General features: G+C 49.6%; 15 protein-coding genes. 4 read left to right on the top strand and 11 right to left on the bottom strand.

All coding sequences use genetic code 11. The features are described 5' to 3' along the window. Positions 1–92: 92 nt before the first annotated feature. The 4 genes from M1L66_RS09435 to M1L66_RS09420 all read right to left on the bottom strand — a co-directional run bounded on the left by M1L66_RS09435 (position 93) and on the right by M1L66_RS09420 (position 7,437). Entirely contained in the window at positions 93–1,439 is a 1,347-nt protein-coding gene (locus tag M1L66_RS09435) for a HAMP domain-containing sensor histidine kinase (protein ID WP_434692493.1), read from the bottom strand. Continuing rightward, positions 1,432–2,118, bottom strand: a complete 687-nt coding sequence (locus M1L66_RS09430) for a response regulator transcription factor (protein WP_002600717.1) — start codon at positions 2,116–2,118, stop codon at positions 1,432–1,434. The genes M1L66_RS09435 and M1L66_RS09430 overlap by 8 nt, the downstream gene beginning before the upstream one ends. A 187-nt stretch (positions 2,119–2,305) precedes the next feature. Further along, entirely contained in the window at positions 2,306–6,640 is a 4,335-nt protein-coding gene (locus M1L66_RS09425; protein WP_434692490.1) for a right-handed parallel beta-helix repeat-containing protein, read from the bottom strand. Positions 6,641–6,657: 17 nt separating this feature from the next. Next, positions 6,658–7,437 carry a hypothetical protein gene (locus M1L66_RS09420; RefSeq protein ID WP_434692489.1) on the bottom strand — a complete coding sequence of 260 codons (780 nt, stop codon included), beginning with the start codon at positions 7,435–7,437 and terminating at the stop codon, positions 6,658–6,660. A 398-nt stretch (positions 7,438–7,835) separates the two neighbouring features. Between M1L66_RS09420 and M1L66_RS09415 the strand changes: the two genes are divergently transcribed. Continuing rightward, positions 7,836–8,603, top strand: a complete 768-nt coding sequence (locus M1L66_RS09415) for an ABC transporter ATP-binding protein (protein ID WP_002600721.1) — start codon at positions 7,836–7,838, stop codon at positions 8,601–8,603. Then, positions 8,596–9,390: an ABC transporter permease gene (locus M1L66_RS09410; RefSeq protein ID WP_002600722.1), complete on the top strand. Its 795-nt coding sequence runs from the start codon at positions 8,596–8,598 to the stop codon at positions 9,388–9,390. Before M1L66_RS09415 ends, M1L66_RS09410 begins: the two co-directional genes overlap by 8 nt. 68 nt (positions 9,391–9,458) lie before the next feature. On the opposite strand, the gene M1L66_RS09405 is transcribed toward M1L66_RS09410, so the two are convergent. From M1L66_RS09405 to M1L66_RS09385, 5 genes are all read right to left on the bottom strand, one after another. Beyond that, positions 9,459–10,478, bottom strand: a complete 1,020-nt coding sequence (locus M1L66_RS09405) for a hydroxyacid dehydrogenase (protein WP_434692484.1) — start codon at positions 10,476–10,478, stop codon at positions 9,459–9,461. Between the two features lie 62 nt (positions 10,479–10,540). Continuing rightward, entirely contained in the window at positions 10,541–12,202 is a 1,662-nt protein-coding gene (locus tag M1L66_RS09400; protein ID WP_434692481.1) for an extracellular solute-binding protein, read from the bottom strand. Then, a complete protein-coding gene (locus tag M1L66_RS09395) occupies positions 12,199–14,031 on the bottom strand; it encodes a heparinase II/III domain-containing protein (protein WP_434692478.1) in 1,833 nt (610 codons plus the stop codon). The genes M1L66_RS09400 and M1L66_RS09395 overlap by 4 nt, the downstream gene beginning before the upstream one ends. A 7-nt stretch (positions 14,032–14,038) precedes the next feature. Next, positions 14,039–15,082 (bottom strand): Gfo/Idh/MocA family protein, encoded by a 1,044-nt coding sequence (locus tag M1L66_RS09390; RefSeq protein ID WP_434692475.1) that lies wholly within the window; start codon positions 15,080–15,082, stop codon positions 14,039–14,041. Then, positions 15,079–16,494 (bottom strand): PmoA family protein, encoded by a 1,416-nt coding sequence (locus M1L66_RS09385; RefSeq protein ID WP_434692473.1) that lies wholly within the window; start codon positions 16,492–16,494, stop codon positions 15,079–15,081. The genes M1L66_RS09390 and M1L66_RS09385 overlap by 4 nt, the downstream gene beginning before the upstream one ends. 196 nt (positions 16,495–16,690) lie before the next feature. On the opposite strand from M1L66_RS09385, the gene M1L66_RS09380 reads away from it, so the two are divergent. After that, complete coding sequence (locus tag M1L66_RS09380) at positions 16,691–18,967, top strand: AraC family transcriptional regulator (RefSeq protein ID WP_434692470.1); 2,277 nt, start codon at positions 16,691–16,693, stop codon at positions 18,965–18,967. Here M1L66_RS09380 and M1L66_RS09375 read toward each other — a convergent pair. Continuing rightward, entirely contained in the window at positions 18,964–19,851 is an 888-nt protein-coding gene (locus M1L66_RS09375; RefSeq protein ID WP_110321166.1) for a carbohydrate ABC transporter permease, read from the bottom strand. The genes M1L66_RS09380 and M1L66_RS09375 overlap by 4 nt on opposite strands. A gap of 17 nt (positions 19,852–19,868) precedes the next feature. After that, positions 19,869–20,786 carry an ABC transporter permease gene (locus M1L66_RS09370; protein ID WP_434692467.1) on the bottom strand — a complete coding sequence of 306 codons (918 nt, stop codon included), beginning with the start codon at positions 20,784–20,786 and terminating at the stop codon, positions 19,869–19,871. 251 nt (positions 20,787–21,037) lie between these two features. Here M1L66_RS09370 and M1L66_RS09365 point away from each other — a divergent pair, with 251 nt between their 5' ends. Further along, the gene (locus M1L66_RS09365) at positions 21,038–21,655 is read left to right on the top strand and encodes a YesL family protein (protein ID WP_434692465.1); all 618 of its coding nucleotides are present in this window, start codon (positions 21,038–21,040) and stop codon (positions 21,653–21,655) included. The last annotated feature ends 20 nt before the right edge of the window (positions 21,656–21,675 follow it).

The following is a 21,675-nucleotide window of genomic DNA, read 5'->3' as shown; positions in this document are numbered from 1 at the left end:
GAGCCTCTTATTCAGTTTTCTTCAGAATTAAAAAAGCACCGGCCGAAATGACTTTTCAGCCATTTCAGCCGGCGTTTTTTCTTTCCTCGGCGCTAAGCTTTTGGTAAAAACAGCGTCGCGGTAAACCCGTCTTCGTCTTCTGTTGTATCGAAGGAGCCTTCGTGTTCCTTCATAATCTTTCTGCACGTCTTAAGGCCGATTCCTGAACTCTCCACCAGGGCGCCATCCGTCCTTTTCCGGTTGTGGATCGTAAGCCAGGCACCTCCCTTTGTCTGCACACAGGCAATCGTAACAGGGTATTCCCTGGCAGCGTACTTCGTCAAGTTGGAAAAGAGGTTGTCCACTACCCTGCGGAATAAATCCACGGAAACGTAGTAGATCCCATCCATCTCCTCCATTTGAAAATCCACCGTAAATCCCCGGCCCTCCAGTGCAAATGCGCTCTCTCCCACCGTCTGCTGGAACAGTGCCGACCCGTCCACCGGCTCCATGGCCGGTTTTTCCTCCCTGCCGTACACAAGAAAATATTCAAACAGACGGTCTGACATCTCCTTGATCTGCATGGCCTTCTTCCGGCTGGTAGCAATGAAATGCTTCTGCTGGGCGGCGTCCTCCGTCTCCTCCTCATCCAGCAGCTCCAGATATCCCAGCAGAGACGTGAGAGGGGAGCGCAGGTCGTGAGACATGGCAGTCACCAGTTCCTGATTGGCCTGTCTGGCCTCCGCCTCCTTCTGCTCCCGCTCCAGGATTGAAATCCGCATCCGGTTGATCCCTTCAGCCAGTTCCCCCAGCTCGTCGCTTCCCCTGACGGAGACAGCGTACTCCATCTGGCCGCCCTCCAGAATCTGAAGCTCCTTCTTCAGGAGTTCGATGTAGGAAGTCTTTTTCTGTATCAGATGCAGAAATACGGTAATAAAGAGCAGGAATCCACAGATCACAGAGATCCGGTCCGCCCACTGGTAATACCGGTATTCATAGAACGGCATCAAAAGCACAGACGCCGTTCCGTCTGCAAAGGTAAAGGTATACGCGCTGTCGTCCGACACCGGCATGACCTCCGTCTCAGCCGCATCCTCTTCTGAAACGATCACATCTTCCACATCGAAGGGATACGAGGAATAGATTACACGCCCGAAACGGTAAATGACCATCGCCACATACGCCTCCCTTTCGACCCACTCGTCCAAAGGACTCAAATCGGAGAGAGCGATGTTCTTATCCTTAATATACTGCTGCAGCACTTCCTCTGTCCGCATCTTCTGCTGCACATAGGCTTCCTGAGTATTCTGCGTCCTGTCAATCCAGTCATAGGCGGTCGTATGTATTCCCATATAGAGAAGAAATGATGCCGCCATGGCGATGGCCACCGAGGCCATTAGCTCCGCCCAAAGTCTGTTTTTCCATGATATTTTCTGTTTTCTGCCGGGCCGTTTAATCAATGCGGTACCCCTTTCCCCACACATTCCGGATGCAGCGCGGATTCTGGGGATCATCCTCCAGCTTTTTTCTCAGATTCCGGATATGGACCATCACGGTGTTGTTCGACGAAAATAGAAACGGCTCATTCCAGACCGCCTCATAAATGTCCTGTGTGGTATACGTCTTCTTTCGATTCTCTGCCAGAAGGAGCAGGATTCGGTACTCGATATCGGTCAGCAGAACCCGTTCCCCGTTCTTGTTGACCTCCTCCGTATCTGCGAAGATTTCCAGCCCCGGCAGGCTGATAACCTCTCTCTCCGTTCCTTTCTTTCCTTTATATACACAGTAGCGGCGCAGCATGGCATTGACTCTGGCCTTTAACTCCACACTGGAAAATGGCTTCACCAGATAGTCGTCTCCTCCTGCCGCAAATCCCTCTTCCTTGTCCCGGTCCTTGGATTTGGCCGTCAGAAACAGGATGGGGGCCGATGATTTCTTTCTGATCTCCCCGCACGCCTCCACACCGGAGCATCCCGGCATCATCACGTCCAGAATGATTAAATCAATCGTGTGATCCGCCTTTTCAACCGCCTCGATTCCATTGACGGCCTCCACCACCTCATAGCCCTCTCTCGTCAGTAATATTCTTACAACCTCTCTTATCTCAGGATCGTCGTCTGCAAATAGTATTTTCTTCATCACGGCACCTCCGAGGTAATTATAACCCGGCTGTCTTTTATTTTCCATTACCCGGACGTATCCTTAAGCATTCTTAAGAAAGCAGTATAAAATCTGTCAGGAATCCCCGCGGGACGGGTAACGTTACGCGGGGATTGGGGGATTGATTTTGCTATTTTGGTTTTGCTATTCTGGTTTTGCTATTCTGTTACCTGCTTTCTGTGATCCAGGCTCCTGTATTGTCCAAACGGTATCCATCCGGTGTTACCGTGTCTGCCAGCATGCGGCCGTCTTCATCCAGATAGTACCATTGCTCTCCAGCCTTGATCCAGCCGGTTGCCAGGGCCCCGGACTGGGGCATGAAATAGTACCACGAGCCGCCGATATACTTCCAGTCTTCCGCCATCATTCCGTTTTCACCGACCCAGTACCACTGCTTTCCTTTGTAAATCCACTCCGACTGGTAAGGCGTTCCATCCGGGTGACAGAAGCTCCATCCGCGCTCCGATTTTGTCCAGCTTCCTGTCGATTCCGGAATGGAATTTGATGAATTTTTCCCGGTCTCTGAGGTGGTGGTGGAATCGTTGTCAGAGGAGGGAGGGGCTGGGGGGCTGGGGTTGTCCGGATTATCTGGGTTGCTTGGATTATCCGGGTTGCTTGGATTGTCCGGGTTACCTGGACTGTCCGGGTTGCTTGGATTATCCGGGTTGCCTGGGTTATCTGGTTTATCCGGGTTGCTTGGATTATCCGGGTTGTCTGGATTATCCGGGTTATCTGGACTGTCCGGGTTGCTTGGATTATCCGGGTTATCTGGGTTATCTGGATTGTCCGGGTTGTCTGGATTATCCGGGTTGTCTGGATTATCCGGGTTGTCCGGGTTATCTGGATTGTCCGGGTTGTCCGGATAACCCGGCGTCTTTCCGCCGAACTCCATCGCTCCGATATCCGGCCGCTGCCCGGCAAGGTTCTCATTTTCAAAGAAATCCCTGTTATATTCCACGCCGTCTATCTTCGGAAAATTCGTCCCCACCACATAGTCAATACTTCTGCCGCTCTTGGCTTCCTCGTATAGTTCCCTCGGAGAATACTCTCTTCCATCTACCGGTTCTCCGCCTCCGAAATACATCAGCGCTTCTTCCATCGTCACACCGGCGTCAATCAGCATGGAACCTTCGGTCAGCTGATAGCCGTCCAGTTTGCCTGAACTTCCAGTCACAGGCTGCTGCGTTTGATTGATTTCCGGCGCAGTGCCCGGGGCCTTCATCCCGGCCGCATCGGCTTTTATTGCCTTGGAATCTCCGGACGGTGCCTCCATTCCTCCGATATAAGCGTTGTTATACAGTTTTAAATGGTCTTTCAGTTTCGCCGTATCTCCGCTTTCTCCATAGAATACCTGTCCCTCCGGATATTGGAAGACATTGTTGAACGCATAGATTTCATTCACGCCCAAACCGGCGCCTGTGTTGGACAGATAGAAAACGCCTTTAGGTATGGTGCGGTCCGAGTAAATGGTGTTCTGGTAGATCATCGTTCCATTCGGACATCCCTGGGCAAACTCGAAGGCCTTGTCCCTGTCATTCTGGCTGATATTGTAACGGATTGTAGCCCCCGTGTGGGGATAACCTCCCATGATCAGCATAAAACCGCCTTCATTATTATGGCTGTAATTGTACTGCATGATAGAATTGGAGGAGGCGTGATCGCAGTCCAGCCCCTGGCCGTCCTGTACACTGTGCGTATCATAGGCTTCATTATACTGAATCACCGTATTAGCCGCCTCAAATGGCCAGATTCCTACATTATAGCCCGTGTTCTGGTAACGGCAGTCGCGCACCAGATTGTGTTCAATCAGGGCCCCATCGGTATCCCGCACTGTAATTCCGTCGCCGCCGATCTTTTCCATATAATTGTTTCTCACCACCACATTGGTGGAAGGATACCAGTTCACCGGAACTCCCGGAGAATTCTTCTCCCACTGGTTACACCAGGAAGAGCTGACAAGCTTGATTCCCGATCTGTCCACACGTTCAAAGGTACAGCCGGCGATCAGCACATCGTCGTATCTGCTCGGAACTCCGGTCAGCTTTCCGCCCCGGATATCCGCCTGTACATCGAAGAAAATACCTCCGTTCCATTTAAGGTTAATATTGCCGTTGATATCGTGAATGTAGCAGTCCGTAATCGATATACCGGACGCCGTTCCGAAATCCTTGATGGACACGTTTACAGCCCTCAGAGCCTTTGACCGGTTATTGCTGTTGTTTAGCCCGAAATCAGTCTGATATCCGGCAGAGAGGTTGGTAATTTCCAAATCAGATATGGTTATGTACTCCTGATTAAACAGAGAGATTACATTTTCCACCACTCCTCCTCCGTCAAGGCGTGGCAGCTCTCCCTCACCATAAGCGCCAATTATAATCGGCGCCGCTTCGCTGCCCATGCCGTTAAATACCAGCTGCTGCTCCCGGAACACGCTGCCGCGTTTTAAAAGGATCTGGTCACCGGGAACAAAGGTGCCGTACTGTTTCATTTTTCCGAGGGTTTTCCATGCTTCCGCTTCAGAAATTCCTGCAGCGGTATCATCTCCCGTTTCCGAATCAATATAGAAGGTCTGCGGATTCCTTAACGTATCTTCTTCAAACACCGCCATAATTCTCAGAGTCTGGTAATCCCCGGCCGGCACGGTAAGCGTATCACCAATCACCCCGACCTCCGGGGCCCCCTCTACCTGATACTCCTTCAGACGATACCCCGCCTTGGCCACAGAAGACAGCGTAATCTGCTCTCCCTCCGAGGCTTCACTCACATTTGCAGATGCCGCTCCTGTTTTATATGCAGAATCCACCTCACCCTGGTAAACGGAAACCACTTCCACATCTTTTTTCTGAAGAATCCGTTCAATCATCAGGTTGTCAAAAATCACCGGTGCTCCGGCGCTCATATTAAACAGTCCCGCTCCGGGAGCCATGCCTGACCATTCGCCACTGTTATCTTCCAACACCATTTTTTCTGTTCCGTCAATTAGAAGTACGGCTTTCCCGTCATTTACCTCGATCTCCACATGGGAAAATGCACTGGTCAGCTGAAATGCACATTTCTTCAATTCATCGTTCTTACCGTCCTGAAACCTTCGGAACATGGCGCTTCCCTGGGAATTTACCGCCAATACATAACGTTCATCAAACGCTTTTCCATTTCCTGCAAAGGCGATCTGGAGAGTTCCGTTGTTGGCTCCGGCCCTGCGTACATCCACGGAAATCCGGTAGCCGTCGCCTTTCGCCAGCTGATCGAACACGCCTGGATCCACCAGAACACAGTTGGCTTCTCCAGCCTGAGCATCCAGAATCAGTTCCTCATCTGTGATTTTTGCGCGATCTGCGTCTTTGATGAAACCATACTGCCCGTCTTCATTCAGCGCCGCTCCGAAGTCATCGAAGAAAATCTCGTCTTTTCCCGGCTCCCGTGTCTTAAAATAGGCAGCAACCGTCACATTTCCAAACTTTTCATTTAACTGGAACTTGTGGTTAATAATGGGCATCAGCCCGTCCGTCGGTGTCCCATCCTGTCCCCAGGATGCGTAATGATCAAATACATACCCGTGTTTCGCTTTTGCCTGCAGTGTGATCGTATCCCCTGAGTAGCCGGTCTGCCGGTCCGCTGTCAGCGTTCCGCCGCGGGTTGTTCCAGCCGGGTCATCCACTCCGTCGGTCACTGTTTTTAGAGTGACGGTATACTCTTCTCCCTGCGGCGCTTCATCTGTGGAAACCACGAGATTGTCCACAGCGAAATCCTGGGCCGGATACTGGCCCGCGATTACGATATAGCCCTGCTCCATTTCCGCAATTTCATCATTCTCCGCTGTAATGATTTCCTCACCGTCCAGGTATGCGGTAATCTTTCCTCCGCTTACTTTTATGGCAAGCTGGTACTTTCCCTGACTTAAGGCCGGAAAATGAACAGAATTATATACGGTTCCTCCATTTTTCTCCAGGTACACCAGGTTCCTCGGGAAATCAAAACGCAGCTGCAGCCGGTCCCCGTCATAGCCTTCCGCCGCCTTAAATCCGAATTTCGCATTGCAGTTCGTATTTCCGCCTCCGATCATCAAATCCGCTTCCAACAGAAAATCGTTCGCCGGGATCTTCATCTTCGACCCCATACGGTTATTGGGCCCGCCACCCTTTATCACACCCTGCCCTCCGGTGAAAGTTACCACGGCCGTGTTATTGACGTTCCAGCCATCACCGTTGTCAAACGTCTCTTCCATCAGAATTCGGGAAAGCGTCATGGCCTCCGCCCTCATGGCTGTTGACGGGGTGGCCTTCTCTGCCTCTGACGGAGTGGCTTCTCCCGCTTCTGACGGAGTGGCTTTTCCCGCTTCTGACGGAGTGGCTTTTCCGTCCTTAAGACGCTCTGTTACAACTGCCGCCCTGGCCGTCATGCGCCCTGGAAATCCAGCGGCGCCTGTACCGCCCGGCAGTCCCCCGGTGATCAGCACTGCACTGAGCAGTGCGCAGCAAACTCTTCTCCCTGTATACCTCATATCCATCCTCCTGCTATTCATTTTTGCCTCCGGTCACTGACTTTGCAGTCCGCAATCCGCTTTGTCAATTCCTGTTCAAACCGTTCCGCGGCGTACTGATCCGCAACCGCTCCTGCCACTTCCTCAAATGGAATGACTCTTCCCTTTTCTCTCCTGACACAATGTAACAGCTTGTCTTCCCCATTTTTTCCAGTCCAGCGATACCGTCCTCCTTCCTCCAACTGCAGCAGATGTTCTGCCAGTTTTTCATCCGATTCCGATAGCCCACGCATACTTTCTGCCTCCAGAACCACATTTCCTTCGTATATGGTGCGTCCCTCCTGCCGAATGGTATATTCTGCTTCGATCGTGTCCACGTCCATATAATTTTCCTGATGAGTTTCGTAATAGCGGATCAGCTCAGATGAATCCGTTTCCTCCAGAATGCGGGTGCGCAGCATCCGTTCCCACTCCCCCGTAAGTCTGCGGTAATACTGAAGCGGCGTATATTCAACCGGGCCATACAGGACCCCGCCTTCAGACTGAAGCTTCTTTCTCTCTCTATTTTCATTTTCCAATGACTGTATCAAATCATCATAGGAAAACTCATCAGCCATACCTCCTTCTGCCGCCCAGCTCCATATTTCCCTGGACCGCACGGTGCGCTCCAGACTGCCGTCATGGAAAGCCAGCTCCTCTTCGGATACCGGATCGCCATTTACGGTAAGCGGTGCCTTTTCTTCGTTTAACTGCTTTGCTAAAATAAATATCATAACCACTGCGGCAAAGACTGCCAGGCATGTTCTTCTTTTAAACAAGGCATCCCCCCCTTTTTCTTTTTCATTTTAATTAATTATTTTTTATAATTATTATAAAGAAGAGGATATAAAATTGATATTGCCTATTTTCCTAATATTTCAAGTGTATTTTTGTATATTTTGAACAATTATTTTGTTATTTCAGTAGTACCTATAATTATATTTTAAAACCAATATAGGCGTTTTCATTTTATTTATTTTGATGTTTCTCACTTTTTTTAAGTTTTTTATATCTTTTTTAGTGTTATTTGCTTATTATTTCAAATTATCTATTTCATCTTTTTTGCTCTGATCCTTTTTGGCCCCGCTTCCAAACTTCTGTTCCGTACTTGCAACTTCCCGGACTTTGTACATATCATAACACTATATCAGATAAATCTGTTATACAAGGAGGACCCATGAAGCCAAAACTGGAAGTTTGTGGGGTCAGCTACTCCTATCATTCCCTCGAGGGTGAGACTCTGGCCCTTTCCAATATATCATTTACGGTAGATAACGGGGAATTCATTGCCATCGTCGGGCCATCCGGCTGTGGTAAATCCACCCTGCTGTCCATGTTATCCGGTCTTATCGAACCGGATGAAGGAGAAATTATCATTGACGGAGTCCCGCGTACAAATTCCGGTGCGGGCATCGGATATATGCTGCAGCGGGACCATTTATTCGAATGGCGTACCATCTTAAGCAACGCCGAATTAGGGCTGGAAATTCAGAAGAAACTGAACGACAGTTCCAAAAAGAAATTACATGAGATGTTAAATACTTACGGACTTGAGGCCTTTAAAAACGCCCGTCCGTCTGAGCTGTCCGGAGGTATGAGGCAGCGTGCGGCTCTCGTCCGTACACTGGCCCTGGAACCGGACCTTCTTTTATTAGACGAACCATTTTCCGCTCTGGATTACCAGACGAGACTGGCCGTCTGCGATGATATCAGTTCGATCATAAAAAGTACCCATAAGACAGCCATTCTGATCACTCATGACTTATCGGAGGCCATCAGTGTCGCCGACAGGGTCATCATTCTGACAAGCAGGCCGGGAAGAATGAAGGGCATCGTCCCTGTTTCCTTTGGAGAGGGCTATGTAAGGCCGTTGGAACGCCGGAATACTCCGGAATTCTCCACTTATTTTAATCAGGTATGGAAGGAGCTGCAGACCCATGATTGAGACACATCCAACTCTGGCACAACAGGAATTCATCGCCAAAGAAATGCTACACCGCCGGAATGTCCGGATTCTGCGCATCATGCTGCTGGTGCTCCTTCTCGCTCTGTGGGAACTGTGCGCAAGACTCGGCATTATCAATGACTTCATCTTCAGTTCTCCCTCCAGAATGACCATTTGTTTTATAGGCATGGTGAAGGATGGCACAATCTTTCTCCATACCGGCGTCACAGTTATGGAAACACTGGTAAGCTTTGCTCTCGTCGTCGTGGTCGGTCTTGCGACCGCGATTCTGTTATGGTCCAGCCGCAGTGTATCCGAGGTTTTAGAGCCTTATCTCGTCATGCTCAACAGCCTTCCGAAATCGGCTCTGGCCCCAATCCTGATCGTATGGCTGGGCAACAACATAAAGACTATTATCGTGGCCGCTATCTCTGTGGCCGTCTTTGGCTGTATCATGACGCTTCACACCGGTTTCATGCAGACAGACCCGGATAAGATCAAGCTCATCTATTCCCTCGGCGGAACCAAAAAAGATGTACTCACTAAGGTCCTGCTGCCCGGCTCCGTGCCTCTGATTATCAGCAATATGAAGGTAAACATCGGACTCTGCCTCGTCGGCGTTATAATCGGCGAATTTTTGGCGGCAAATAAGGGACTTGGATATTTGATCATTTATGGCAGCCAGGTCTTCAAGATGGATTTGGTAGTCATGTCGATCGTTATTCTTTGTATTGTTTCGGCAATTTTGTATCAGGGGATTACGGTGTTGGAGAAGCGAATGAAATAAAAGATAAAAATCAGGACTCAGAATCCTCTCTGTCAAAAGATGATTCTGAGTCCCTCTTCTATCGTTCTCTACACGACTGTCGTCATCGTCCCTGCTCTCGCAAAGTCGATTTCGCAGTCCAGCGGCTCCCCGTTCAGGAAACGCCCAATGTCATCAAGCACATGGCTGGTGACTACATACCGTCTGTCTGCCGTAGGCCCCGCCGCATGAGGCATTAAAAGGACTCTCTCACACTCCCGAAGCGGAGAGTCCATGGGAAGCGGCTCTGTTTCAAATACGTCAAGCGCCGCCCATACCGGTCTCTTCTGCAGTACTAAGACCAGCGCCTCCTCATCGATCAGCGCGCCGCGTGCCGTATTGACCAGCAGCGCGCCGTCTTTCATGCTGTTTAAAAGGTCTGCCCCTATGCTGTGCTTCGTCCTCGCTGTCAGACTGCTGTGAAGCGAAACGATATCACAGGTTCGGAAGATTACTTCCGCTGCCGCCGCCTCGATGCCTGCCTCAGCAAGTTCTTCCGCAGAAATATGACGGGATGAGACCATGATCCTGCATCCGAACGGCTTTAGAAATTTCACGAGATACTCCGCGATCATCCCGTATCCCACCAGCCCTACGCTGCGGCCCAAAAGGCCCCGCGTTCCGATAAGAGAAGGCCATTCACCGGCAGCCATGCGGGCCTCATACTCACCGATTCTTCTTAGGGAGCAGAGCATATAAGCGAGGACGCCTTCCGCCACACTCTCCGCGAAGACCCGGTTGCCGCTGCAGACCCGGATCCCCCTCTCAAATGCCGTGTCTCCCACCATAGGACGCACGGATCCGCCAATATGGGCGATCAGCTTCAGTTTGTCCGCATATTTCAATGTCTTCTCATGAAAAGGCGTATTCCCCCAGCCGCTGATACAGATATCGACTCCTCTCAGTTTCTCCGCCAGTTCTTCTTCACCGTACTGCTCTGCGTTTGCGTTCCATTCCACACAGCCCAGCCGCTCCAGACGTGCTCTCAGCTCTTCAGAAAAAAAGCTGTCCCGCACCTCTCCGTCTGGTATGGAGACCAGAATTTTTATTTGCTCCGATTTGTTTGCCATGGTGTCTCTCTCCTGCATATTTTTACTTTTATAATAAGGCTTGTGACCAGTACAGCTCTGCACTAGGAAGCCAGATGCTCATCCAGCTGCTTCCACAATGCATCAATAATGTTCTGAAGGCCTGCCTGGTAGCACTCTTCCGTATTGACCTTCAGCATCTCCCGCATGGAATCATAATTTCTCGTTCCATCGCTTAAAATTCCATGATACTTCGTCTTTGACACCTTTTCTGACACAGCAGTCACCTGTGCGACATAGGAGGCCAGATCCACGTCCGTCACATCAAAGGCAAAACCGCACACCGGCTGGCTGACATAGCTCTCCTCTTTCAGCTCATACCGGCGGTATTCCAGATTTTTTCCAGTCGTCAGTTCTGAGAAGGTAACATAGGATGGCGTCCATGTAAATGCATAGCCGGGAAAAGAATCCGGATAAGCACTCAGCGATCTGTAGGTGCCGTCTTCCGTCAGTTCATAATCCTTTCCCTCGATTCCCATTTCGAAAAGATCATGGTTCTCCTTTGATAAGAACAGCCAGTTTAAAAACCTCATCGTATCGTCCTTTTTTGTAGATGACTCCGGCACACAAAGGCCGTTATTGCTCATGTAATTTGTCACGATCGCGTGTTCTTCCATCTCTCTGATTCTGTCATCCCACACAAATTCTCCTTCTACCGCCTCAGGGCTGTACTTTGCCATCTGTGTAAAATTATTTTCGGCCTCATCGATTGTGCCAATATAGGATGCCGCCTCACCAGCCCAGTACGGCATCTTCTCGTCGGAGACCGTCATGGAATCCGGACTGATATATCCCTCTTTCGCCCAATCGGCGAATTTTTCGTACCGCTCCACTGTAAAATCGTAATTCCACCCCTCTGGGAAATCTTTAAATGCCTCATCCCCTGCCCCCGACGGCGCGATGGCCTGAACCGCGCCATCCTTTACATAGAAAAACAAGTCGATTCCCGCGCTGGCCACCTGCATGATTCCCGCTTCCGCGGCTCCCGGATAATAGGCGCCAGAGGTAAATAACTGCCAGAATCCACGGTTGCTGCGGACGGACACGGGGAGAATGTTCTCAGATTTGGCCTTCTCCCAGTACTGTTCCAGCTTTTCGTAGCTGTCAATCTGTCCGATTCCCCACTGATCAGCCCAGTCCTGACGGTAATGGACGACCTGAACACCGTTTCCATAGCCACGAATCAATGGGATGTAACACATTTTTCCATAGTATTTATTATTCTCCATGACCTCCGGAGCAAATGCCTTCTGTAATCCCGGATATTCCGGATTGTTAAAATATTCCGACAAATCCGCATAATAGTCATCGGCTGCCAGTACCCGCAGATTCAGCCATAAAGCGTCATAAACAAGATCGTAATCGGCTCCGCTGATAATCTCCAGATTCAGTTTTTCTTTATAGTCGGCATTTTCCACCCAGGTGAAATTGAGTTTGATATTCAAATCGTCCTTTGTCCGTCTCAGGAACTCCTCGTAGACATCATCGAAACCCTCCGGTCTGGAACCGCGAAACATGATGTTCAGAGTCACTTCGTCCGGAGTTTTTTCGTCCAATCCCCCTTTTTCCGCCCCTGATTTTTCTGAAACTGCCGATGTCTTCTCTTCTTTTTGGCTCTCCCCGTTCCCATTCTTTCCTGCGCAGCCGCCAAGCGACGCCAGCATCGCAAACGCCAGCACACAGGCCAGCAATTTTTTTCCTCTCATAAAACCTCTCCTATCCGGCAGCAAATGCTCCCTTGCACTATTTTTTCATTGCACGTAATATCTTCCGGCATAAATATTTTTGTTCTGTAAATGCAGGGTCCCCAATTAGTATAAAGCTTTGGATCCTTTAGCTCAATCGTTTCTGTTTCTATTTTATATAATTCTTTCATCTCCAGCCTTCCAAGCCCGCCGATTTCTATGAAATGCCCCTTCATCACCGGTTTTTCCCTGGTCATAAAGCTGGAGTAAGCGTCACGAGGAACGGCTTTGCAGGTATCAGTAACCGTAATTCCCCGATTTTTATCAAACTCCACCCTGCGCCGATAGCTCCCCACACTTCCACGGGGATAGCAGCCAGACAGTTCCATCTCGATTACAGCCCGTTCTTTCGTAAACTCTGTTCGTTCCGTCTTTGCCGCATACTCCGGTCCCGCCATCTGCATGACCTCCCCAAAAGTCATCACATTGTGGTATGCAGACTGCAGATACCACAGCTCATACCGCCGGTCGGAAAATGTCTGGCCAAAATAAACGGCGGGGCCCACATCGATGAGCAGCGGCTGACCATTCCGGTACACAGTTATGCTCCCCGTGTCGTTGTGATTATGGCTGTCGTCATTTCCGCCCGCTTTCACAGCCAGAAAGTATTCCTCGTCTCTGGCCAGAAAGAGCCCTATGCTTTTATAATAAATATCCCGTGTCTGAACCGGTCCCGCGGACTCGAAAGCCGAGATTTCCGCTTCCGTAAAAGCGGCCTGAAGCTTATAAAACAGATTGGTCTCCCGCTTCATCAAAAAGTCCGGATCCCGCCTGTGATCCTCCGCCGCATACTGCATCATATCAAGATTTTTTGTACGCTTTCCAAACAGATACTCCCTTACACCGGACCAGTTCAGCCGCGGCGCACAGTCCGCAAAGTTTGCATAGTAACAGTCCGCAATATGAACATCCAGTATAAAGGCCGCAATATTTTTTATTTTGGAATTTTCATAAATACTTTCCAGGTATCCGTTTGTTGCCTGATTCAGCACTTCTGCCGCACCGAAAAAACATAATCCGGCGGTGCGGTAATAGGCCGGACCTTCATCGCAGCCACCATCCTCTCCATAGCCGTCCAGAAAACAGTCAAGCCCCATAGCAGCCTTGACTGCCGCCTTTTTCCTTACTTCCGCCTCCGCTTTGGTACCTGCAAGAATCGCAATCAGCGTATTCTGAGTGCACCATGGAGTCCAGTTATTTACCCGAATCCCATTTCCGCCTGTCCATTCAAACGAATCATGAAGGTAGGGAATCGTTATTCTTCTCTGTATCTCCATGTCAATTCTCCGGCGAATCAGCACGCTTACTGCATCCAGCTCCTCCTCCAGCAAATAGGAGGTCATGGCCAGGAGCGCCCCCGTCTCACAGGCAAATAAGTCCATAACAGGCCTGGCCGGATCCGGGAGGCATTCAAAGGCCTGGCCCATTTTCCGGTTATGTGCAGGTACCTGCCAGCCGCTCTCCTCACAAACCGCCATAATTCCATTGATGATATCATCGAGAAAACGCCCCTCATACTCCGCACATTCCGCCATCACAAGATCTGCGAGAGCGCGGCGCCTGGAAAAATACAGCGCGTCAAACTCTGTCTGATTGCCGCTGCGGCAGAAGTTCATATACTTAACGGCGGGAAGGAGCGGATAAGCAAATCCAAGATACCCCTCTCCTGCTTCAATCAATGCCCTGCGGTATGCTTTCGGAACTGTTTCCCACGCCCTGCGGTCAGCTGCGGGACTGTATGGCCGGAAACAGGAAGCCTCATCGATCTCGTTTACAAGTTCTGCTATCATCGTTTTCTCATCCTTTTATGCCTGTTTCATGATAACCCACCCATCTTCCGCTTAAGGAAGACTCATAGACAGACAGAACTGCCCAGATCGAGGGATAGGCTTCCCGGGCATTCAGCCAGAATGGTTGTTGCGCTCTCATACAGCCGTAGAAATCTGCTATCAGCGCCTCATGGCTGTTGCCGTAGACCGCCTTTGCTCCATTGGTTACAGGTGCCGCTTTTATGAGAATCTCCACATCGTCTCCGGTTGTTCTCCAGAGAGAGTTTCCTCTCAGTTCCAGCCTTCCTTTTTCCATGGTTATGACGATGGTCGGCGGATAATCCTCCACATAGTTATTGCTCGTATGAAGCAGTCCGGTACAGCCATTTTTAAACTGAAACACCGCATGGGAATTGTCTTCAACTTCGATAAAATCTGCATTAAGCTCCCGTGAAATACATCCTTTTACCCGCGAAAATGGTCCGCACAGGCAATACATCAAATCAATTGTATGGACCGCCTGATTGATCAGGGATCCGCCGCCTTCCATCTCCCAGGTTCCTCTCCAGTCACCATCTGAATAATAGTTTTTATCCCGCTTCCAGCAGACGTCTGCTTTCAGCCCCAGAATCTTTCCCATTTCTCCCGACCGTACCATTCTTACACACTCCCGCGTCGCAGGATTATAGCGGTTCTGAAAGACAAACCCCAGTCTGGCATCGGCCTCAGTCTCCGCCAGAATCCGCGCATCCGCTTTCGTCACAGCCATGGGTTTTTCGCAAAGGACATATTTTCCCGCAGCCAAAGCCTCTCTGATCATCTGCGGATGAAGGAAATGGGGCGTCAGTATATGCACCGCGTCGATGTCCGGTCTCTCCAGCACCTTCCTGTAATCGGTCATAATGTCAGGAATACCGACTCCGTATTCCTGTGAACGCCTCCTGGCCCGTTCCTCATCTACATCGCAAAAAACGGCCACGCGCTCTTCCTGCCTTTTTTTCATGGCCCTCAGATGCGGTCCGCATATCCCCCCGCATCCGATCAAGGCAACTCTTACTTCCTCTTCCATCATTCCTCTTTCCTTCCTGTTTGTTCTTCTGCATGGTTTTTGCTCCACACTCCTGTTGTATCGTTTCTGTATCCCTCCCATGTGTCTTTCACAAGGGCCTCAAACCGGTCTTCTGCCTCCTGAAACAGCAGGATACGGTAACGAAGGCAAAACTCCTGATCTTTCGCCATAAAAACTTCTTTGTCACAGGCTAAAGCCGGTCCGAAAAAACCGTCGTCCCGCGCCTGCCATGCCACGGGATATCCCGGATTCCCCGGATGATCAAAAATGGCGAAGCCATGTTTACAGCCTGATACAAGGTTTCCGGCAAGACAGCACCAGGGACTGTGTTTCCACAGTATCTCTTCCTCGCTGATCCCCCCATTTCCATTGATTAAGCAGCCGCCCCCCGATAACGGCTCGAGAGCCGGATTGCCCCGCATGGCCATGAAGCCGAAGAGATTCCGGCCGATTACCGTGTCCTTTGTGGGAACCAGCCGCATTTCCACATCAACCAGTCTGCTGCTTTCATCCCCCCGATAGAAGGTAAGGCTGCGCCGTTCCTGAAGCAGCACCTCTTTCTCCTGAATCCATTCCAGTTCCTCCCGTATCTCCGCTGTCAGGGGGCCTCCTTTAAGAAGCGGAAAGTTCTTGTGCCGGATGACCCCTCTGCCATCCTCCTCCCAGAAATTCACTCCGTTTACATCACGGCATCCAAACCAAAGCCCTTTATGATGGCGGTGGCTGTCAGTGGGGTCGGCGGATCGTCCGATCGAGACTACGTTTCTTCCGTCAACGGTACACAACGGATAGAGATACCCCTGTTTTCCGTCCCCAAAATGGTATGTGGCAACCAGCTTTCCCTCCTGCCAGACGTGAAGCTCTCCATCTCTGGAAGACAGCGGACTCACTTCCATATGCCAGACCGGCGCGGGCAGCGGCCTGCTGCTCTCATCCAGCACGAGATAGTGGTAATTGAAATAGGGGGACTGCATCGCCTGCCCCGAACAAATCACGTCAAAGGTGAGGAGGTAGACTGAACGAGCCGCTAAAGGGAAAAACACGAGTTCGCCTCTGCTGTCAAACGGGACGCCAGCCCTGCAGCAAATCCTTGCTGCGGGTCCAATTGATATTCCCTGTACCTTTCTGCGCGCTCCCAATTCCTGCTGATCCGGAAAAAACTGATACGGCACGCTCTTCCCGCTTTTCTTTTCGCACAGTGCGATACTTCCTAAATCGATGACTCCTGTACCGGTCAGTTCATCCGGTAAAAAAGATGATAGATTTACCGTCAGCCGAATCGGTACCACCCACTTATCTGTCTTCACAGGCCTTTCTAATTCCAGCTGCACGGATATCTGCCGCTTATCCATGATTCTCATCCCTCTCATTTTTTTGACCCGGATATCTGTCACAACCGGGGTTATTCCAAACATATACCGTCATCTCATAAATTTCAATTTTCAAACTTACCAGTTTCGTTTTTTGTACTTTTTATACCTGGCTAAAAGGGGCATACAATGGGTATAAAATGCCTCAATCGGGTATGAAATGTGCCTTTTCCATTGAAACGGACCGCACTTTTTTGTAGAATAAGGGAAACACCTATTACAGTAGAAGGAAGGCGGCAAAATGTTCACAACATTTCGGGAAGCAACAGCAGGGTTTAAAAAAAGCAGATTTTTCAGGAAGACCTTCTTCACCTGCATTTTCGTGTCCTGTGCTCTGTTTTTTCTGTTTTTATTCTTTATCATAACGATGATCAACACCAAGTATAAAGAGAATATGACGGCTGTAAACGACAGCCAGGTTTTGAGCACTGAACGGACCATCTCCGAGATTCTGGAAGATGTCTATCTCCATACCGGAACACTGGTATCCAACAATGCCCAGGTTCTCCGGCTGCTTTACGGCCCGCCTTACGATATGAATACCAAGATCAATTCCATTGATACACTCTCGTCCGTAAAAAGCAGCAGCCGTTATATCCACTCCGTTTACTTTATCAACTTTAATGCGGACTATATTTTGACCAACCACGGCGCTTATACGACGGACACCTTTTTCGATCAGGAACTTTTGGGAATTTTGGCGGCCAGAACGCCTTCCCTCTCCCCTGTGCTCTTCAGTCCGCGGCTGGTCAACAGCTACAGCCGGTACTCGAAGGAAATCAGTGCCGGAAAAGAAGAACCGATCTGGTCTCTGATCTATTACTCCAATCAGGCGGGGGCCATGGTGATTAATATCGATGCGGAGGCACTTCCTACCGGCGGTCTCACCCTTCTGAACCGTTCCGGCCAGGTGCTGGCTTCCGGCGGCAGTCTCCCGTTTGCCTCCGAATACTCAGACCCAGAACTGCTCTCCATGATTCAGGAGAATCCGAGAAGCTCGGGCCATTTAATTCATCGGAGGGACGGCAGCCGGTATACGGTAAGTTTCTCCAGGGAATCCAGCCTCGGGCTTATAACCATCAAAGAGGTTCCCTACTCGCTGATTGATACCACCAATGGCCTTCTGACCGTGACCTTCTTTGTGTCGCTTGCGTATCTGGCTGCATGCCTCGTAATCTCCTGCATGGCCAGCATCATTTTATACCGCCCAATCGACACCCTGACGCATTCGGTTATCAGTGCGCTCCCTGAACCGGACGCCCAAGAGCATTCCACCGGATCACCGGATGAATTTACCATGCTGAATTCGATTTATTCCAATATGCTCCAGAAAAATGTCACGCTGGAACAGCGCATGAAAACGTATAAGAATGACCGGAAGCTTAAAAATCTGCTTCATTTTATCCAGGGCAGCTCCAATGCCGTCACTCCGGCCGCCTATACGGAGATTTCCATGATGTTTGACCGGAAAGACTATATGATTCTGATCATGAGCCTGGATCAGGTCGGGCATTCCACGGAAACGCCTTACGAAACGGAACTCCTCATGTACGCCATAAGCAATGTGGCCGATGAGCTCTTCACCGGCCACTACACCTTCTGTCATATGGAATCATCCTTCAGCAAACTGATTTACGTACTGAACTTTGACGAATACAATGAAATCCTTCTTAAGGACTGCTTAGAGCAGCTCCAGGATTTCATTACACATCATTTTAAAATCAGCTTCTCCGTCGGCGCAAGTTCTGTCCTCCATGATATGGATGACCTGCCTTCCGCCCGGTCTGAAGCAGAAAGCGCCTTAAACCGCCGTTTCATCGACGGCCCCGGGTCCCTTCACTTTTATAGCAGTCTGGTTCTGGCATCAGAAGGAGGACAGAGGTATCCGGAGGACTCAGAAAAGGAAATCATCAACGGAATGAAGCATATTGCACCTGATAAGACAGCGGCTGCTCTGGACGGGTTTTTCGCCAGAATCCGGGACTACGACTATCCCAGAGTCGTTCTTTATCTCATGATGCTTCACTGTGCCATTCAGGAATTTGAATATGCAAATGGGCTGGAGCCCCTCCCGCTGGAGCCGGATGATATCACCATGTTTTCCAGAACCCTGGTGGAATTTTCTGCCATGTTCCAGGATCGCTGCCTCAACGCCATCGCAGCCGTAAAGGCTTCCATGAGCAGTACGGATGAAAAGGCGCGTCTGATTGCCAAAGTAGAGGCACTGGTCGATTCCCACATTTACGATCCCAATCTGTCCGTTATCTACCTGGCCAATGAGGTGGGGTTATCTGTCAATTATCTAAGGGGAATCTATAAGGAAAGAACGGGTATCTCCCTGTCCTCTTATATCAACCAAAAGAAACTGGATTTAATCTGCGGCCTGCTGACAACCACGGATTTATCAACACAGGATATCAGCGACCGCATGGGATTTACCACGAAGAATTACTTCTTTACTTTCTTTAAAAAGAACATGGATTTAACACCGACACAGTATCGAAAGCTTCACTCTTAACCTTTGACGGAACCAACCGTCAGCCCCTGAACAAAATACTTCTGTAAAAACGGATACAGGAAAATGATCGGACCGATCGTCACAACGACTGCCGCCATTCGGAACCCGTATGTCGGCAGTGTTTCCTGCGCATTCAGTGCGGTTGCCGGAAGCGTGCTCGCATAATTTACTTTTCTCAGGATCGACATGATCAGATACTGCAGGGTATACAGCTTCTCCTGGGATATGTATAGAAGCACCTTATACCACTCATTCCAATAGCTTAATGCGTAAAAAAGGCCGATGGTGGCAATTCCCGGCGTAGATACCGGAAGAATAATGCGAAAAAGAATCATAATGTCGTTTGCTCCGTCAATTTTGGCAGACTCTGCCAGAGAGGCCGGCACACCGTTAAAAAAATTACGCATCAAAAGACAGTTGTATGCATTGACCATGCTGGGAAGTATCAGGACCCAGATGCTGTTTTTCAAATGCAGAATCTTCGTAATCATCAGATAATTGGCTACCAGACCGCCGTTAAACAACATGGTAAAGTAGATAAACATAGCCAAACCGCCCCGGATCGCCAACTTCTTCACACTCATGGCATATGACACGCCACAGGTTAGGAGCATGGAGAGAATGGTACCCACCGTTGTCGTAAAGACGGTCACCTTATAGGCAGAGAGAATGTCCGATGCCTGCGCCACCATCTTGTAGGATGCCACGGAAAATCTGGCTGGAATTATGTTGTATCCTTCTTTCACCAGAGTGACCTCGTCCGTAAAAGACGAGCCCAGCACCACCAGAAACGGAATCAGACAGAACACGGAAAACAGCGTGATAAACAGGTAAAAAGCCGTATTAAGAGCTCTGTCTCCCTTAGATTCTCTAACTTTTCTCATATCTCATTTCTCCTCTCTCAAAACAGCGCCGATTCCGGATCTGCTTTTTTCGTTATAAAGTTTGTAATCATTACCATAACAAAGCCCATTATGGACTGATAGAGCCCCACCGCCGAGGACATCCCCATATTATTGGCCTCCACCAGCTGGCGATACACGTATGTATCGATGACATCCGTGGTCGGATACAGCACCGAATTGTTGCCTACCAGGGTATAGATCATACCAAAATCTCCGTTAAAAATCTTCCCCACGTTCATGATAAAAAGAAGAACCGCCGTGCTCTTAAGAAGCGGCAGGGTCAGATATCGGATGCGCTGGAGACGGGACGCCCCATCGACTCTTGCCGCCTCATACATCTCCTGGTCGAGACCTGTGATGGCAGCCAGATAGACGATTGAACCGTACCCGGCCCCCTGCCATACACGCAGAAACGTGAGCAGTGCAGGCCATACCCTGGGACTCTGGTAAAAAGGAATGACATCGAACCCCAGAAACGTAATGAACCGGTTAATGATGCCGCCGTCTGTTTTGAGAAATGCCTCCATGAGCAGGGCAACAACCGTCCAGGAAATAAAGTGGGGCAGCAGAATGACGGACTGCGATATTTTCTTAAACCACCTGTTAGACACCTCAGAGACCGCCAGCGCGATCAGTATGGAGCATACCATTGTAGAGAGTATGAATAACGCATTCAGAAACAGGGTATTAAATGTAATCCGAAAAAAAGACTGGGATCCAAAGAAGAACTCAAAATTCTTAAGTCCGACGAATTCACTGCCAAAGATTCCCTTCGCCGGACTGTATTTCTGGAAGGCGACCACCAGACCACAGAGGGGAGCATAGGAAAAGATGCAAAACCACAGGATCGCAGGGGCACAGAGAATAAGAAGGAACTTGTTACGCTTTACGTCAAAACGCAAATTTTTGAACATCGTGTCATCTCCATTTCTTTCAATTGTTTTTTATGTGTTTTGTCCTCACAAATATCTGACCCTCACAGCCTAACAGATCTGTCACCGAAAGGTAATCCGAAAAGTTAATGAAGTTCTGCTTCAGTATATTTTATAATCTGGCGCTGCACTGTACACTTTTTAACAATATGATTTCGAATGTTAACGAACCGCTTGTTTCATATTTCTTCTTATCCTATAATTATGGCAGCAATTACAGGGAGGGCTGAAACATGAATTTCAATTCCATCTTTTCTTACGACAATCCTATGACCCGTTTTCTCGCAAAACTGGGAAAGCTTTTATGGCTCAATATTCTGTGGCTGATTACAAGCCTGCCGCTCTTTACGCTCGGCGCCTCCACCTGCGCGCTCTATTACACCACCTTGCGCCTGGTCAGGGACGAAGAAGGCTATCTGACCAGGGAATATTTTCATGCCTTCCGGAACGGATTCCCCAAAGCCTCTTTTTTCTTTTTTTTCATTGCCGCTGTATCCGCGGTCTGCTGTACGGACTTTTTCTATTTTGGAAAAAGTGAGCTGCTGGCACTTAGATTTCTGGCATTCCTCATCGCCGGTTTTCTGCTTTTCTTCCTGTTCGCTGCCGTCTACCTTCTGCCGCTGACAGCGCAGTTCAACAATACCATAGGCGGTACCTTTCGGGCCGCCCTGGGAATCGCCTCCCAAAATCTGCACTGGTCGTTCTGTCTGCTGATCTTAAATGTGGCACTGCCTCTCGTCATCCTTTTCCGCTTTTTGCCGCTCATTGTATTCGGACCGGCACTTCCGGTCTTTCTTCAGTCTTATCTTCTAAACCGAATTTTTAAAAACTGCTCAGTCAATGAAATATAAAACAGCCTTCTGTGCTGCAT

This window comes from Hungatella sp. SB206 (genome assembly GCF_051132295.1).
In the GTDB taxonomy this organism is placed as follows: Bacteria; Bacillota; Clostridia; order Lachnospirales; family Lachnospiraceae; genus Hungatella; species Hungatella effluvii.
The sequence above is the reverse complement of the archived record's forward strand: the minus strand, read 5'-3'. Positions and strand labels throughout refer to the sequence as shown.